At 70.1% G+C, this 15,453-nt stretch carries 17 protein-coding genes and 1 pseudogene; 14 read left to right on the top strand and 4 right to left on the bottom strand.

All coding sequences use genetic code 11. The features are described 5' to 3' along the window. The first annotated feature begins 129 nt into the window (after positions 1–129). On the top strand, positions 130–1,386 hold the full coding sequence (locus tag QIS96_RS17595; protein ID WP_282543567.1) for a cytochrome P450: 1,257 nt from the start codon (positions 130–132) through the stop codon (positions 1,384–1,386). Between the two features lie 79 nt (positions 1,387–1,465). Here QIS96_RS17595 and QIS96_RS17600 read toward each other — a convergent pair whose 3' ends face one another. Further along, positions 1,466–2,263 carry an IclR family transcriptional regulator gene (locus QIS96_RS17600; protein WP_282543568.1) on the bottom strand — a complete coding sequence of 266 codons (798 nt, stop codon included), beginning with the start codon at positions 2,261–2,263 and terminating at the stop codon, positions 1,466–1,468. 454 nt (positions 2,264–2,717) lie between these two features. Here QIS96_RS17600 and QIS96_RS17605 point away from each other — a divergent pair, with 454 nt between their 5' ends. The 10 genes from QIS96_RS17605 to QIS96_RS17650 all read left to right on the top strand — a co-directional run bounded on the left by QIS96_RS17605 (position 2,718) and on the right by QIS96_RS17650 (position 10,994). Beyond that, a complete protein-coding gene (locus tag QIS96_RS17605) occupies positions 2,718–3,503 on the top strand; it encodes a hypothetical protein (RefSeq protein ID WP_282543569.1) in 786 nt (261 codons plus the stop codon). A gap of 9 nt (positions 3,504–3,512) precedes the next feature. Further along, entirely contained in the window at positions 3,513–4,403 is an 891-nt protein-coding gene (locus tag QIS96_RS17610; RefSeq protein ID WP_282543570.1) for a transporter substrate-binding domain-containing protein, read from the top strand. A 168-nt stretch (positions 4,404–4,571) separates the two neighbouring features. Continuing rightward, positions 4,572–5,474 (top strand): YceI family protein, encoded by a 903-nt coding sequence (locus tag QIS96_RS17615; RefSeq protein ID WP_408907205.1) that lies wholly within the window; start codon positions 4,572–4,574, stop codon positions 5,472–5,474. Between the two features lie 418 nt (positions 5,475–5,892). Then, positions 5,893–6,276, top strand: a complete 384-nt coding sequence (locus tag QIS96_RS17620; RefSeq protein WP_282543571.1) for a hypothetical protein — start codon at positions 5,893–5,895, stop codon at positions 6,274–6,276. 206 nt (positions 6,277–6,482) lie between these two features. Continuing rightward, positions 6,483–7,241, top strand: a complete 759-nt coding sequence (locus QIS96_RS17625) for a class I SAM-dependent RNA methyltransferase (RefSeq protein ID WP_282543572.1) — start codon at positions 6,483–6,485, stop codon at positions 7,239–7,241. Positions 7,242–7,317: 76 nt separating this feature from the next. Next, entirely contained in the window at positions 7,318–7,935 is a 618-nt protein-coding gene (locus QIS96_RS17630; RefSeq protein WP_282543573.1) for a nitroreductase family protein, read from the top strand. Beyond that, positions 7,895–8,257, top strand: coding sequence for a DUF6092 family protein (locus QIS96_RS17635; protein ID WP_282543574.1), 363 nt, complete (start codon positions 7,895–7,897; stop codon positions 8,255–8,257). Before QIS96_RS17630 ends, QIS96_RS17635 begins: the two co-directional genes overlap by 41 nt. An 84-nt stretch (positions 8,258–8,341) precedes the next feature. Continuing rightward, positions 8,342–9,064, top strand: a complete 723-nt coding sequence (locus QIS96_RS17640; RefSeq protein ID WP_282543575.1) for a tRNA-dependent cyclodipeptide synthase — start codon at positions 8,342–8,344, stop codon at positions 9,062–9,064. Beyond that, positions 9,061–10,254 (top strand): cytochrome P450, encoded by a 1,194-nt coding sequence (locus QIS96_RS17645; protein ID WP_282543576.1) that lies wholly within the window; start codon positions 9,061–9,063, stop codon positions 10,252–10,254. The genes QIS96_RS17640 and QIS96_RS17645 overlap by 4 nt, the downstream gene beginning before the upstream one ends. A gap of 71 nt (positions 10,255–10,325) precedes the next feature. Beyond that, positions 10,326–10,994 carry a class I SAM-dependent DNA methyltransferase gene (locus tag QIS96_RS17650; protein ID WP_282543577.1) on the top strand — a complete coding sequence of 223 codons (669 nt, stop codon included), beginning with the start codon at positions 10,326–10,328 and terminating at the stop codon, positions 10,992–10,994. A 54-nt stretch (positions 10,995–11,048) separates the two neighbouring features. Here the strand turns inward: QIS96_RS17650 and QIS96_RS17655 are convergent, their stop codons facing one another. Further along, the gene (locus tag QIS96_RS17655; protein ID WP_282543578.1) at positions 11,049–11,381 is read right to left on the bottom strand and encodes an ArsR/SmtB family transcription factor; all 333 of its coding nucleotides are present in this window, start codon (positions 11,379–11,381) and stop codon (positions 11,049–11,051) included. An 89-nt stretch (positions 11,382–11,470) separates the two neighbouring features. Between QIS96_RS17655 and QIS96_RS17660 the strand changes: the two genes are divergently transcribed. Then, complete coding sequence (locus tag QIS96_RS17660; RefSeq protein WP_282543579.1) at positions 11,471–12,511, top strand: DMT family transporter; 1,041 nt, start codon at positions 11,471–11,473, stop codon at positions 12,509–12,511. Positions 12,512–12,786: 275 nt separating this feature from the next. On the opposite strand, the gene QIS96_RS17665 is transcribed toward QIS96_RS17660, so the two are convergent. Continuing rightward, on the bottom strand, positions 12,787–13,047 hold the full coding sequence (locus QIS96_RS17665) for a hypothetical protein (RefSeq protein ID WP_282543580.1): 261 nt from the start codon (positions 13,045–13,047) through the stop codon (positions 12,787–12,789). A 68-nt stretch (positions 13,048–13,115) separates the two neighbouring features. Between QIS96_RS17665 and QIS96_RS17670 the strand changes: the two genes are divergently transcribed. Next, positions 13,116–13,637, top strand: a complete 522-nt coding sequence (locus QIS96_RS17670) for a PAS domain-containing protein (RefSeq protein WP_282543581.1) — start codon at positions 13,116–13,118, stop codon at positions 13,635–13,637. 133 nt (positions 13,638–13,770) lie between these two features. On the opposite strand, the pseudogene QIS96_RS17675 reads toward QIS96_RS17670, so the two are convergent. After that, positions 13,771–13,930, bottom strand: a pseudogene (locus tag QIS96_RS17675) (IS5/IS1182 family transposase); the annotation flags it as partial. A 371-nt stretch (positions 13,931–14,301) separates the two neighbouring features. Between QIS96_RS17675 and QIS96_RS17680 the strand changes: the two are divergent. After that, on the top strand, positions 14,302–15,183 hold the full coding sequence (locus QIS96_RS17680) for a thermonuclease family protein (protein ID WP_282543582.1): 882 nt from the start codon (positions 14,302–14,304) through the stop codon (positions 15,181–15,183). Positions 15,184–15,453 lie beyond the last annotated feature (270 nt).

Genomic DNA, 15,453 nt, shown 5'->3' on the forward strand with positions numbered 1-15,453 from the left:
GCATCGTGCTGACGTCGCCCGGGGTGCGGCAACGGCCGTTCTCAGCAGGTGATAACGGCCGTGTCCCGGACGCCGCCGCGCGCCTACGGTTCCGCACGTCCCCACCCGTACCGACCCGAAGGGAGCCCGATGCCCGACACCGCCGACGACATGGTTGCCGCCACGTCAGCCACGTCAGCCGCGTCAGCCACGTCAGCCGCGTCAGCCACGTCCGTCCCGGACGACCCGTACGACGACGCCAACCTGACCGATCCCTATCCGCTGTTCGCCCGCATGCGCGACGCCGGACCCGCGGTGTGGCTGGAGAAGTACGGGGTCCACGCCTTCACCCGGTTCGAGCAGTGCCGGCAGATCCTCGCCGACCACGAGACGTTCATCTCCGGCGCCGGGGTCGGGCCGCGCAACTACCACCAGCAGCCGCCGTGGCGCCCCGCGGGCATCCTCGACTCCGACCCGCCCCTGCACACCCCGCTGCGCACCGCGATGGCCGGGGTGATCTCTCCGCGCAACGTACGGGTGCTGCGCGCCGCGTTCCAGGAGTACGCGGTGCACCTCGTGGACCGGCTCCTGGAGCAGCGCGAGTTCGACGCGGTCACCGAACTGGCCGAGCTGTTCCCGATCGAGGTGTTCGGCAACGCGGTCGGCATCCCCCGCGACGGGCGCGCCGAGAACCTGCTGCCCCACGGCGCCATGAACTTCTCCGCGTTCGGCCCCGAGGACGCCCGCTACGACGCGTACTTCGCCGCCGGCGAGGGGACCGTGGAGTGGGTGATGAGCAACTGCGCCCGCGAGAACCTGACTTCGGACGGCCTCGGCGCCAAGATCTGGGAGTACGCGGACCAGGGCGTGGTCACCCCGGACGAGGCCACCCGGCTGGTGCGCGCACTGCTCTCGGCGGGCCTGGACACGACCGTCCTGGCCATCGGCAACACCATGAAGTGCCTGGTCACCAACCCCGCAGAGTGGGCGGCGCTGCATGAGAGCCCCTCGTCGGCCCGGTTCGCGATCGACGAGGCGCTGCGCTTCGAGTCCCCGTTCCAGTCGTTCTTCCGCACCACGGCGTGCGAGACGACGATCGACGGTGTGCGCCTCGCCGAGGACACGAAGATCGCGCTGTTCATGGGGGCGGCCAACCGCGACCGGCGCCGTTTCGGCGACGACGCGGACGCGTACCGGATCGAGCGGGACGCCTCCGGCCACCTGGCGTTCGGCATCGGCATCCACCAGTGCGTGGGGCAGCCGATCTCCCGGCTGGAGATGGACGTGCTGTTCACCGAACTGGCCCGCCGGGTCCGCACGGTGGAGCTCACGGCCGAACCGGTGCCGTTCCTGCACAACACGCTCCGCGGCTGGAAGCACCTGCCGGTACGCATCACTCCGGCGTGAGCGTGAGCCCTGGCACGAGGGCCGGTCCAGCGGCGGGCAAGGCCGCTGCTCAACCGCTGGGCAGCGGCGCGGCCGTCGCTCAACCGCTGGGCAGCGGCGCGGCCCGGTGCTCCAGGATCTCGCCGAGCTGCAGCCCGGCCGCCTGCAGCCGGCTGCGGGCATTCCGGCGCCAGGCGGATCCGCACCGGTTCTCCGGCCCGGCCACGGTCAGCGCGCACAACACCTCGCCCCCCGCCACGACGGGCACCGCCACCGCCACCGCGCCCTCGCTCAACTCGCCCCGGGTGACCAGGAATCCCTGCCGCCGGATCTGCTCGATCTCGCTCGCCAACCGGTCCCGTCCCGGAGTGCGGTCGGTGATGCTGCGCAGCGGCTGCTGCAGTACGTGGTCGATGACGGTACGCGGCGCATGGGCCAGCAACACCCGCTGCCCCGCACCCGCGTACAGCGGCAGCAGCTGGTTGATGCGGAACGCCATCCGGATCGGGTGGGCCGACTGCGTCTGCCGCAGGCACATGGCCTGGGTGCCGACCCGCACCGTCAGCACGGCCGTCTCGCCGGTCGTGTCCGTCAACTCCTGGAGCATCCCGTGGCCCAGCTCGACGAGGCGGGTGTGGGTGAGGTGCTGGCCGGATATCTCAAGGAGCCGCCAGCCGGGGGCGTAGACGCCCGCGCGCTCCTCCACCAACTCCAGCTCGCGCAGGGTGCGCAGATACCGGTAGACGGTGCTCACCGGGATGCCGACATCGGCAGCGATCTTCTCGACCCGGGCCTCACCCGACTCGGCCACGGTGATCAGCACATTGAGCCCACGCTGGAACGAGCCCCCCGACGACCCGTCGGACCGGCCCGCCCCCTCCGGGATCGTTGTCGCCACGAAGCCTCCCTCGACCTGCCCACACGGCATCACCGCCTCCCGTGCGCAGCGAGCCACGCCACCGCAGACGCCGCCCCGGCCCCGCACGAGACCACGACCGTGCCGCACCGGCACCTCCCGCGCACACCCCGTTCTCACTCTGTGAGAACCCGGATTGCCACGCGAAACCCCCTCGCCGGCGCCCGTCGCCCCCGCGGCCGACTGTGGCCCGACCCCGTGCACGTACCGTGAGAAGCGCCCGTACGCCGAGGCCCCGGCGCCCGCCGGCCCCGCACTGTGCCCGCCTTGCGCGCGTACGCTCCTGCCTCAACTGTCCCTGGAACACGCCCTGTTGTGTCGGCGGACCCGCCCGTATTCTTCTGGTGTGGCGCATGATGTGTGCCCTGCGCCACACAGACCACGCGTGACCAGGGAGCAGGGACAGGGAGTAGGCAGCACACGGGGGGCAGGTCCGATGGGCGACACCGATCCGCTGGGCGAGACCGATCCGCGACGTCCGGCGGGGTGGTTCAGGCGTGCCGCCGCGCGCATCCGCAGCGCCCTCGGGGGCGACCGGGCGCAACGGAGTTCTGCCTGGCTCCGGCGTGCGGCCTCGCGGATTCGTGACGCGCTCACCGACGACCGGTTGCTCGTCCTCCTGCTCCTGGCTGATCTCGTGACCGTCCTGGGCGCGAGCGCCATCTGGCTGGCGCTCGGCGGGGACGCCACGACCGTCGGCGTGACCGCCGGAGCCCTGCTGGCCTTCGCCGCCGCCATGCTGCCGCTCATCCGGCGCTCGGACGCGGACGGAAACCGGCCGCTGTGGCCGCCGTTCGTCCTCGTCGTCATTCCGCTCGCCGTACTGATCGTGGGGCTGCCCGCCTTGGGCGCGTGGGCATACCTGGACAGCCGTGCCGTCGACGTGAAACACCGCGTCACCCTCGCTCCCGAGGGCCCCTTGAAGAACGGCGACCGTGTCAACGCCCGAGTGCGCGCCGACGAACCGAGACCACGGCTCAGCATCACGTTCGCCGTCACCGAGCACGACCCCGCGGCTCCGGTGTGCGTACCGAGCAGCGAACTGACCGTGACGCTCGACGCGGGCTCCGGCAAGCCTCAGGAACAGACCGGCGCCGCGGACACGGGATTCACCTTCGACCTGGGTCAGGGGCTGACCGATGTCCGGTTGACCATCCGGCTCCGCGCCGAGCAGGGCTGCGAACTGGACCTGTCGGTCGCCTCGGCGCAACTCGACGATTAGGAGCGCCCATTGACAGCGATCACGTACTCTCCGCGCCGCCCGCGCTTCCGCCGCCCCTCGACGCACCGCTCCGCACGGGCCGTGGCGGTCGCGCTGCTGCTCACCGTCACGGCCTGCGGTGAACCGGGCGACAGAACCAGGCTCGACGGCACCGTCCACATCGGCGGCAAGATCGACCAACCGGGATTCGCCCTCCACAGCGAGCACACCGACCGCGGCTTCGAGGTCGACCTGGCCGCCTACCTCGGCGAACAGATCGGCTTCAAATCGAAGTTCCACGACGTGGTGTCCGCCAAGCGGGAGCGGACCCTCATCGAGGGAGAGTCGGAGCTGGTCATCGCCACCTACTCCATCACCCCGGAGCGGGACGAGACGGTCGACTTCGTGGGCCCCTACTTCGTCACCCGGCAGGGCTTCCTCGTCGCCGAGGACTACCAGGGCATCAAGGGCACGAAGGACGTGGCGGGCAAGAGCCTCTGCACCGTCGAGGGCTCGACGTCGGAGAACGTCGCCCTGCCCCCCAAGACGACTCTGCACATGGAGACCGACTACTCGACCTGCGTGCGCAAGGTCCAGCAGGGTGATGTCGATGCCGTGTTCACCGATGAGGCGCTGCTCTACGGATATGTCGAGCAGCACAAGAACAGCAAGGCGCCGCTCAAGGTCGTCCCCGACGTGTCGTACGGGAGTTTCAACAGGTACGGCATCGGGCTGCAGGAGGGCTGGCAAGGCGACTGCAAGAAACTCCGGAACGCTCTGCGCACCTATCTCACCGAGGAGTGGGCCCGCGATGTCAAGGCCCAACTGCCCGCACTGGTCGATGCCTACCCCGGCACCTGGGAGAACCGATTCCGACCCGACCCGCAAGACCTGAACAAGTACTCCTCCTGCGAGGAATGACCGTCGAGCTCCGAGGAATGACCGTCGCGCCGGCCGAGCCCGGCCGGTGCCGCGGTCGTGTTTTGGCGCTGACGGCCCACGATGGTCAAATGCTGTACTAACTAGCGCCGTTGGTGATGGCGGTGCGCGCTTGTTCTCGCAGGATCGATTGCACAGGGGTACCAGACAGTGATCAGCCGCTTGTTGGGCCGACAGACCGGAGTGAACCAGGGGAAGGACCCGCTCTCCGGCTTCCCCCTGCCACCGAACGCGGGTCTTCTCACCTTCCGCGTCCTCGACCCCTTCGGCGAGCCCGTGCGGGAGGCGCAGTACACGCTGAGCGACAGCCGGGGCCGCAAGGTCGTCAAGGGCGAGACGGATCCGTTCGGTTGGGTCGTCGTGCTCGTCCCCCTCGGCGAATACCGCATGGCGATCTCCAGCAACGGCTTCACCCCGTACCGGGGAGACGCCTCCGTGAGGCAGGGCGGGACCCTCGTCCCCCTCGGCGACATCACCCTGCACGCCGCGCCCACGCTGCCGCTGCCCGAACCGGGCGAATGGGAGATCGAGGCGGCTCACACGCGGATCGGCTTCAGCGCCCGGCACATCGGCCTCGGCCGCGTGTACGGCAGCTTCGGCAACTTCGCCGGCGCCATCCGGATCGGCGACACCATGGAGAGGTCGGCGATGCACGTCGTCATCGACGCGGCCTCCATCGACACCAAGGTCCGGATGCGCGACACCCACCTGCGCTCCGCGGACTTCCTCGACGTGGAGCGGTTCCCGACCCTTGAGTTCTACAGCGACCGCTTCGTGCACCGCGGCGGCCACCACTGGGCCATCACCGGCGGCCTCACCCTGCACGGAGTCACCCGTACGGTGACCCTCGACGCGGAGTACAACGGCCTGCGGGTCGGCATGGAGGGCGAGACCCGCGGCGCCGTACGCGCCACCACCGAACTCCACCGCGAGGACTACACCATCAACTGGCAGACCATGCTGGCCCGGAACATCGCCGTGGTCGGCTCGAGCATCAAGATCGACCTGGACATACAGATCGTGCCCAAGGGCACGGAGCTGGAATTCAAGTGACGCAGGGCCAGGGGGCGCGGCCGTTGCGCGCGAGCTGATCACCGCCGGCATCGCCGCCCTGGCCGCCGTGGCCAGCGGAGCGGCGGGGACGCGGGCACCAGCGGCAGCCGACGGTTCCTCCTCCGGCTCCGCACCCGCAAAGATCGGGGAGACGCCCCCTAGGCCGTCTCGCGCACTTGAGAGGGTGTCCGGCATGGATTCCGAGCCGCGTACCGATTCCGCTCGTCATCATGACCCAGGGGTTCCGCTGAGTCGGTTCGCGGGTCGGATACTCGTGGTCTGTCCGCGATGCGGAGGCCGCGCACTCGTGATTCCCCGGCCGGGCACTCCCGATCTCAGGTACTACGGAGAGCTCCTGTTCCTCCCGCGTCGCCTGGCTTGTGGAGGGTGCGGTGCCGTCGCCGACTGGAACCCCGAGGTGCGGGGAGCCGGTCTGGTCGGTGCGGTGCTGGGTGGTAGCGAGGAGCCGTTCTTCCAGAGGCCTCTGTGGCTGCAGACCCGTTGCGCAGGCCGGATCCTGTGGGCGTTCAACGAGGAGCACGTCGATGCGCTGTCCGCCTATGTCGCGGCGCTTCTGCGAGAGCGTGGTGGTGTACGGCCGACGAGGGCGATGTTCGGCCGGCTGCCGGCGTGGATGAAGAGGTCGGACCATCGCTCGGAGGTGCTGGCCGGCCTGCAGACCCTGCGGGAGCTGGCCGCACGGACGGCGCCCGCCGACCGCTCCGACGCCGCGTTCGGCCGCGGTGACCGCCCCCGAGTGCACAGGAGCCTGTACTTCCGGGGCGGCCCCTACGAGCCCTGACGGCCCGGTCGCCGTCGTACGTCATCTCGGCACGGTGCCGGCGCAGTTCGGGCTCGTCGGCCGGTCCGGAAACGCCGCACCGGAGCGGCTGCGAGTGGCCGGGTGCGGCTCCCCGCCATCGCTACACTCCGTAGCGAAGTGGCAGCCCGTTGACAGCCCGTCGACAGCCCATGGGCAGCCCGCAACGGCGGCAGGAGCCGATCCCCATGACCCGCTCTCCCGACCCTCACCCGCCGGCCGCTCACCGCAGCGCCCTCGACCTTCGCGACGAGCTGCTCGGCCCCTCCCGCAATCGCAAGCTGACCGGTGCGCAGGTGTGCGCCGCCGCCCGCCTCGTCTTCGGCCGGGCCGAAGGCCTTTCCCTGTACGGGATCTCCGCGCCGGACATGGAAGCCGAGGGCCTCACGATCCTCGGCCGTACGCTCATCGAGTGCTGTACGGACGACAGTTGCGCGGCTGTCGCCGACGCGCTCGCCGAACTTCAGGACGCGCTGCCACCGGCGGCGGACGCCATGGTCGCGGACCTCTTCTGCGGGTCCGGGAACTTCGGCTTCCACATCGGCGTGCGCCTCGGACGCCCCGTGTTCGCCGCCGAGCTCGACCCGGACGTGCACCGGGCGACCCGTCACAACTTCGACGTCATCGGCGCCGCGGTGGAACTCCGCCGGGGGGACTACCGCGACCTGCTCCGCGAACTCCCGCCCCGTGGGCCGCGCGACATCTACCTGGTCGAGCCGCCGTGGGGCCCGGCCGTCACCGCCGAAGGCCTCGACCTGCTCCGCACGTCGCCGCCGGTGCCCGAGATCCTCGACGGCATCATCCGGTCCCGCGCCGGGCTGAGTTGCCTGATCGCCGTCAAGACCACCGACCTGATCGCCCGTGACTCGCTGGCCGTCGCCTTCAAGGACGCCACGCATCTGCGCACGATCCACTCCGGGACGGCACTGCCGCGCGGGCCAACATGACCTACCACGTGTACCGCCTCGGCCGCGGCTGAATCCTCCGCTCACGCGTGCGCGTTCGACGTTGAAACACCTGAGCGTGTCACGCACGGCAGTGCTGATCACCCAGAGTTACGATCTTGGTGTGCTGAGTGATCAATTACCTTCGACGGCCGACACGACGACCGACGCCGTCCTCGAAGTGCTGCGCACACGCAGCGCGGTCCGCCACTACACCGACGCCCCTGTGGACGACGCCCTGTTGGACCGGATGCTCGACGCGGCGGTCGCCGCGCCGACCGCCGCCAACCGCCAGGCGTGGGCCTTCGTAGCAGTCCGGGAAAGGACCAACGTACGGCGGGTCAGAGCCTTCGCCCCGGGAATCATCGGCGATCCCGCGGCCATCGTCGTCGCCTGCGTCGACCGGCAGCGGTGCACGGAGGACCCCGGCGGCGGACACAGCCTGCTCTGCCTGGCGATGGCCGTGGAGAACCTGCTCCTCGCCGCTCACGCGCAGGGCCTGGGCGCCTGCCCGGTGAGCAGCTTCCGCGGTTCCGCGATCAGCCGGCTCCTGGAACTCCCCTCGCACATCGAAGCCCACTTCGTCGTGCCGATCGGACATCCGGCGCAGGAACCCGCCTCCCCGCCCCGCCGGAACAGAAACGAGGTCATCAGCTATGAGCGCCTGGGACAAGGCCCTGCCGCCCGAATCGGCTGAGGACATCGCCGTACTCGCCGCCTTCCTCCTCAGCAGCGCGATCGGCCTGCCGCATCAGCCGCCGGCGTACGGACCCTTCCGCTTCATGGACGCGGCCCGCAGGGCGCTGCGGATCCTTGAGGACAGCGGAGTGCACAACCCCGCCCTGGCATCCGTACGACAGCAGATCGAAACGGCCCTCTTCGCACCCATCGAGAACATGGATTTCGCGGAGCTCCTCGAAGGCCTCGTGCTGGAGACGGCCCACGGCCTCAAGAACATGAGCCCGGACCCGGACCCGGACCTGGACCCGGACCCGGCGCTCACGGAAACGACCGTCTGAACAGCCGCTTCCCTGACTGCTCCCGCCTTCCCCCTCCCGTCCCCAGGCGCGCGTCCCCGCGCTCTCACCACGTGGAACTCCTGCATGGCTCTGCCGCCCCCGCACCCGTCCGTCCTGCCCGCATTCACGGCAGTCCCCCTGACCCCCAACTGCAAGCGCGTACTCGACCTCGCCGACCACCTGCTCATCGGAGTCAGCCCCGGCAACAGCTACTTCAGCATCGCCAACCTCGCGCGCCTGATGCGCTGGGGCCACGCGGCCTTCCGGAGCCTGGACGTGGTGTGCCCGGACAACGGGCTGGTCTTCACCTACCGCGCACTCGGATATACGGAGGAGGAGGCGGCCCGCAAGGCCCGCAAGGAAGTCTCCGGCGTCCGGCGCAGGATTCGCCGGGCCTGGGAGCGCAGCGGCGTACCGGTCGACGGGCAGCGCACCCGGCTTCTGTCCGAGCTGGCGAACTCCCCTGCGTACAAGGAACTTCGGGCCAGGGCGGAGAAGGCGCTCGCCGAGGACGAGGAGCTGTACCGCGTCTGCTTCGGCATGACCCGCCGCGCGCTGAGGGCAGCCGCCGGCGACGTGGGGGAGGACGCGGCTGACGGTCTCGACACCGCTCTGGCCATGGAGTACCTCATCGCCGAGCTGCCGTTCTTCGTCGACACCCCGAGCATCCTCAACGTGCCCTCCTCCATTGTCAGTTACCACGCACCCGTCGAGTTCGCCGACCTGATCTACACCGGCCGCAGCGTGCTGCGCGCCGCGGACAACCAAGGCCATGTCCTGCTCAATGAAGGGAACCCTCTCCGATGACGGTCGATGAACTTCCGCTGCGCTTCCCGTTCTCCCAGCGCGGCGACGAAGTCCCCGCCGAATGCGACTGGCTGCGGACGAACCGGCCGGTGGCCCGGGTCGTCACCCTGGCCGGGGACGAGGCGTGGCTGGTCACCAGCCATGAACTGTGCGACCAGGTCCTCACGGACACCCGCTTCAGCCTGCACGCGACGGCCGACGACGGCGTACCGCAGCAGTACGCGCGCGCGTTCCCGCCGGACGCGGTCAGCAACATGGCGAACATCACCAGCGCCGGGCTGCGCAGCGAGGTGATGAAGTCCCTCTCCCCACGCGGAAACGACCAGCTGACACGCTTCCTGCAGACGACCGCGGGCGAACTCCTCGACAAGGCCGTGGCGGAGGGCAGCCCGGCCGACCTCTGGAGCGACTACGCATCCCCGCTCTCCACCCGGTTGATGGTGGAGATCCTCGGCCTGTCCGACGCCGACGACGCGCGGCTCGCCAGATGCTCCGACGTAGCGATGGGCACCAGCGCATACACCCCCGATGAAGCGGCCCGCAACTGGGACGAGCTGCGCGCCGTCATGGCCACGGCGCTGCGCCCGGACCGCACGGCCGCCGGGCTGCTGCCCCGCCTTGCGGCGCTGCGCGAGGACCGTCCGCAGGACGGCCTGACGGAGGCTCAACTCTGCGATGTGGGCTGCAATTTGATGGTCGCCGGCTACGAGAGCCTCGCCGCCTTCCTGGGCCACGCCATCATGCTCCTGGCGCGTGACCCGGAGGCGACGGCGCGGCTTCGCGAGACGCCCGCACTCATGCCGCAGGCCATCGAGGAGCTGTACCGCCGCAACCTCTCGATCGGTGACGCCCTGCCCCGCCTGGCGACCGCCGACGTGCAGCTCGGCGACACCCTGGTGGCAGCCGGTTCCCTCGTACTGGTCTGTGTCGAGGGCGCCAACCACGACCCCGCCGTCTTCCCCGACGCCGAGCGCCTGGACCTCGACCGCGCCGCCAACCCCCACCTGACCTTCGGCGGCGGCCGCCACTACTGCCCGGCCACCAGCCTCAGCCGCCTGCATGCCCACATCGGCCTGGAGACCCTGCTGACCCGGCTGCCGAAACTCGTAATGGCCTGCCCCGCACGGGAGTTGATCTGGAGCTGGGGCATGATCAAGCGCCTCCCGAAGGCCCTCCCGGTGGAACTCTGACCCCCAGCAACCCCGGCGACCCTCAGCCCGCGACCGGAATCCGCCGCCCCACCCCGAGGAGACGCAACCCCATGGCCGCGCCCGCTCCCGCACCCCTCCCTCCGCACGACATCAGCCCCGAAGCCGTCTTCGACCGCATCGGCGAGCGCTACGACCACGCTTTCGCCCACAACCAGGGTCAACTCGACGCCTGCGCCGCGCTCATCGCCCGTCTCGCGCCCGGCGCCCGCGTCCTGGACGTCGGCTCCGGCACCGGCAGGCCCACGGCGGAGCAGCTCACCGCGGCCGGCCTGGACGTCACCGGCATCGACGTCTCCGGCGTCATGGTCGACCTCGCCGCCCGCCAGGTCCCCGGCGCCACCTTCCGCCAACGCGACCTGTTCGCCCTGTCCCCCCAACAGGCCGCGGAACTCGGGGAGTTCGACGCCGCCACCACACACTTCAGCCTCCTCGGCGAGCCCGAACGCGTCCTCACAGGACTACGGAAGACCCGCGACCTGCTCCGCCCCGGCGGCCTCCTCTCCTTCGCAGGCGTCCAGCACCTCGAATCCGACGGCGACGCCCCCGTCCCCTTCTTCGACTTCTCGTACGTCCCGTCGCCCTGCACCGCCGACTCCCTCACCGCCCTCGTCCAAGCGGCGGGCTTCACCGTCCACTCCCTCACCTCCGCCCACCACACCCCACCCACCGACGCGGTCTCCGCCCGCACCCACCTCTTCGCCCTGGCACAACGCAGCTGACCGCGGGCTGCCCGCGCCGCGCGGGCTCGGGCGAGCAGCCTGCGCCGCGCGGGCTCAGGCGGACGGGAGGGCGGGCTCGGTCTGCTCGACCCCGTTGAGGACGGAGTCGAGCAGGCCGGGGAAGCGGGTGTCGAGTTCCTCGCGGCGCAGGGTGTTGACGCGGGAGTTGCCCGGGGCGGTCTCCTGGCGGATGATCCCGGCCTCGCGCAGCACCTTGAAGTGCGCGGACAGGGTCGACTTGCTCAGGTTGATGCCGAAGGTCCCGCACGGCTTGCCACCGGCCTCTACGAGAGTCCGCACGATCTGCATCCGGGCCGGTTCGGCCAGCGCGTGGAGCACCGCATAGATGTTGATGTCTTCGGCACGGGGGTGCTGGAGCGGCTTCACGGCACTGTTCTCCCAGATCAGAACGATGTGTTCGTGAGTTGGCGAACACCTGTTGACCGGCTCTCGGTCATGCGCATACGTTAACCCAGGTGTTCGCCAACAAGCGAACACTGGAACTGGCGAATCTGCGCCACCCGCACCACTGGGAGACCCACATGGCCGAGATGAAGACCGCCGCCGCAGCTGCCGGGGGACTGGCCACCGCCCTCGCGTTCGGCGGCATGTTCACCGTCGCCAAGTCCGCCTTCGGCCACGTGGACCCCTTCCACCTCACTCTGGCCCGCTTCGCCCTCGGGTCCGCGATCTTCGTGATCGCCCTGCTGGCCGTCGAAGGCCGCGCGGCGCTGCGCACCGACGGGAAGTTCCTCAAGCTCTGGGGGCTCGGCTCGCTCGGCTTCGCCGCCTTCAACCTCCTCACCTACGTCGGCCTGCAGTCCACCCCGGCCCCCACCGCCTCCCTGATCATGGCCGCGATGCCCGCCATCACCGTCATCGTGATGTGGGCCCGCACCAAGAAGCGCCCCACCGGCATCACCCTGGGCCTGGTCCTGCTCGCCCTGACCGGCGTGGCCATGGTCCTGGGCGACGGCAACCCGCTCGTCGTGTTCACCGGCGGCATAGGTGCGGGCGGGCTCTGCATCCTGACCGGAGTGATCGGCTGGGTCATCTACACCACCAGCGCCGCCGGCTTCCCGGCCTTCTCGGTCTTGCGCTACACCGCCGTCACCAGCGTCCTCGGCACCCTCACCATCGCGATCGTCACGCTCACCGCCGGTGCCCTCGGCGCCATCCCCACCCCCGGCATCGCCGACTACACCGCCAGCTGGTGGCAGATCCTCTACATGGCCGTCCCCGCCACAGCCGTCGCGATCCTCGCCTTCAACCACGCCACCCGCACCCTCGGACCCGCCAACGGCGTCCTGTTCATCAACCTCGTCCCCCTCACCGCCTTCGCCGTCGAAGCCGTCCGCGGCCACCGGCCCACCACCGCCGAACTCGCCGGCGCCGCCCTCACCCTCACCGCCGTCATCGCCAACAACCTCTACGGCCGCCGCACCGCCAAGCACACCGTCACCGCAGCACCGACCCCCACGGCCGACACCAAACAACCCCTCACCACCGCCGCCTGACGACCAGAACCCCCACTGCATCCGAGCCACCCACGAACCACGCCTGTCAGGGACGCTAACCAGGAAGCCCGGAAACAGCTCCGCCGTCACCGGACCCAGCGCACTCGACGAACTCACCGCCCAGCCCCAGGCGTTGACCATCTGAGGAACCGAGCTCTACGCGAAGCTCGGCCTCCGCCGTGCCGGCGTTCGTACCGATCCAGAGCAACGCATACTCATGGAGCCTCAATGGCCCGAGAGTTGTGATGGATACCGCCCCGCACGACAGTGCCGGCTCACGTCACATTCGCGTACTGCATCGTGACGACAGGTTCCGCGACGACGCACAGGACGCCCTCGGTGCGCTGATCGCAGAAGCGTCTCAGTATGCCGCCGAGGGGCTTGCCATGCACGCCGTGCAGGCCGGTCGTTTCGGTGAACTCCTCGATGGCGGCGCTGTGTTGGCCAACTTGCCTGCCGCCGCTTTTCTCGATGCCGCGGCTTGCGCCTGGGTGGTGGAAGCACCTGGTTCGACCGCCGCAGCCGATGCGGTGCACCTACGGATGTACGGATGTACGGAGTTCGGCCGGAGAACCAAGCGGAATGGGCAGCCTGGCTGCGCCTCATGGCCATGGCCCGTGCGGAGCATCAACTCTGCGCAGGAATCGACGACTCCGGCATCCGTGCCCCTGGCGGCACCGAGGTTGTCGCCCGTGGTCGAACGCAGCGGCTAAGGCAGTGTCTTGATTCGTTCGGCATCGTTGTGTCAGCCATGGAGGCGGTTGTTCAGCGGGAGCCTGAGTGTGGTCGGGCGATTGTTGTCGCCGACGTCCACGGCGTGATCACGCAGTGGAACGGGGGGTGTCAGAGACTGTTCGGGTACCCCGCTGCGCAGGCTGTCGGCAGCACCTTGGATCTGATCGTGCCCGAGCATCTGCGTGAGACACACTGGGCAGGGTTCCACCGGGCTATGCGAGAACCCCAGGTAAAGGATCTTGCAGCTGACCTGCCGGTGTTGTGCGCGGACGGTGAGGTGCGCAGCTTCGCCGGGCGGTTGCTGGTGCTCAGCGACGGCCTGGGCGTCGCGTTCGGCGCCGTGGCGATCTATACCGACCAGGGAACCACGGGCGTAACGCCGTTCGGGTAGAGCGTCACCTCAGTTGGTGGAGCGGCGGTAGCAGATGAGGGTGCCGGCGATGCCGACGTAGGCCAGGAAGTGCTCGGCCTTGCGCTCGTGTCGGCGGTGTAACCGGCGGCAGCCGTTGAGCCAAGACATCGTTCGACCCGAGCTTGCCGCGATCGGTCGGATTCGGTCCGGTCAGCGGCCCGTTTGACCGCGCGGATACTGACCGAGTCGATGGCATACCGCGACCAGTTCAGTTCCCCGTTCGCACCGAGTCGGTCCAGCACCGCGCGGTGCAGTTCGGCCCACACCCGGGCTGCGGATCTGCTGCTGGGCCACACAACTGATGCGGGTGCGGCGGTTCGGAAGGTATGTCCACGTGTCCTGCGTATATGGGCCACTCGGCTCTTGTCGCGCCGACCGCGCCTGCGTGTACTGAAAGGCGATATACCTACGCTTTGGGTGGCACGACATGGGCTCTTCACCCGATCCCGGAGCTTGGCGCCGCAACACTCCGCGGCCCGCGTCTTCGCGCGCTCTTCGACGGCCGCCCGGCTCGGACGGCCCGCGGCCTCCGCGCCGGGGGCGGTTCCGGCGTGCGGGGGGCGGCGGCCGCGGGCCTCGCTGGCGGACCGTTCTGATCGTCCTCGTCGCCTGCTTCGTCGCCCTGGTCGGCCTGGGGATCGGCTTGTCCGGCAACCCCGAGGACGCGTCCGCGCCCGCCTCCTCCCCGCCGGCCACGACGTCCACGCCGCCCACCTCGCCCACCCCGCCCACCCCGCCCTCCGACTCCGACCGGCAGCGCGGCACGCCGGCCACCCCGCCCTCCCGCCCCGCCGACCCCGGCCCGCGGCGAAGCGATCCCGACGCTCCTGCTCCGCGCCCGGAGGCCACCGTCGTACGCATCGTCGACGGGGACACGCTCGACGTACGGGGCGACGGCGACGTGCTGCCTGCCGGTGAGGTGGCGCGGGTGCGTCTGCTGGCGATCGACGCGCCGGAGAAGGGCACCTGTTTCGCCGAGCGGGCCACCGCGCGACTGGCGGAGCTGCTGCCCCCGGGGTCGGCCCTGCGATACGAGCGTGACGTCGACCTGAAAGACCCCTATGACCGCTACCTGCTCTACCTCTTCAACGAGCAGGGCGTGTTCGTGAACGCGTCCCTGGTGGAAAGCGGTCACGCCAAGGCGAAGCTGTACCCGCCGAACGACGCCCGGTGGCCGGAGATCAGCCGCGACGGCGAGCAAGCCGAGACCACCGCGACCGGTCTCTGGGCGGCCTGCCCCGAGCCGAACCCTCCGGACGAGCCGAACCCTCCGGACGAGCCGAACCCTCCGGACGAGCCGAGCCCTCCGGTCACCCCGAACCCTCCGGTCAAGCCGGAGCCCGAACCGGAACCGGTCGCGCCAGATCCCCCGGACGCGGACAACCCGGCCGGTCTCCCGCCAGGCCCGCCCGCCGGCGCGCCGGATGTGGACTGCCGTGACGTACCCAACCCCGTGTGGGTCGGCTCCGACGATCCCCACCGGCTCGACGCCGACGGTGACGGCATCGGTTGCGACAGCGGCTGACTCTGCGCGGCCTTCGGGCAGGGCGCCCCGGTCCCGGGCACCATGAACGGGACGTCAGTACGGCGCAGTTGAGGCCCGGCGAGCAGCCCCGTCGCCTCGGACGTCATCGACAGCGACACCGAAGTGAGAGTCCTGCGCCGCCCGTTGCTGCCGCGTCGGTCTCCTCTGCATGATCGAGCGGTGTTGGTCGAAGTGGTGCAGGTGGCAAAGTCTCCCGGAGGCCGGTGGCTGGCCGATGTCCGGACCTCGTTCGGTCACGCCGCGGTCCGC

Origin of the sequence: Streptomyces cavernicola (assembly GCF_029968035.1) — a bacterium.
Lineage (GTDB): Bacteria > Actinomycetota > Actinomycetes > Streptomycetales > Streptomycetaceae > Streptomyces > Streptomyces cavernicola.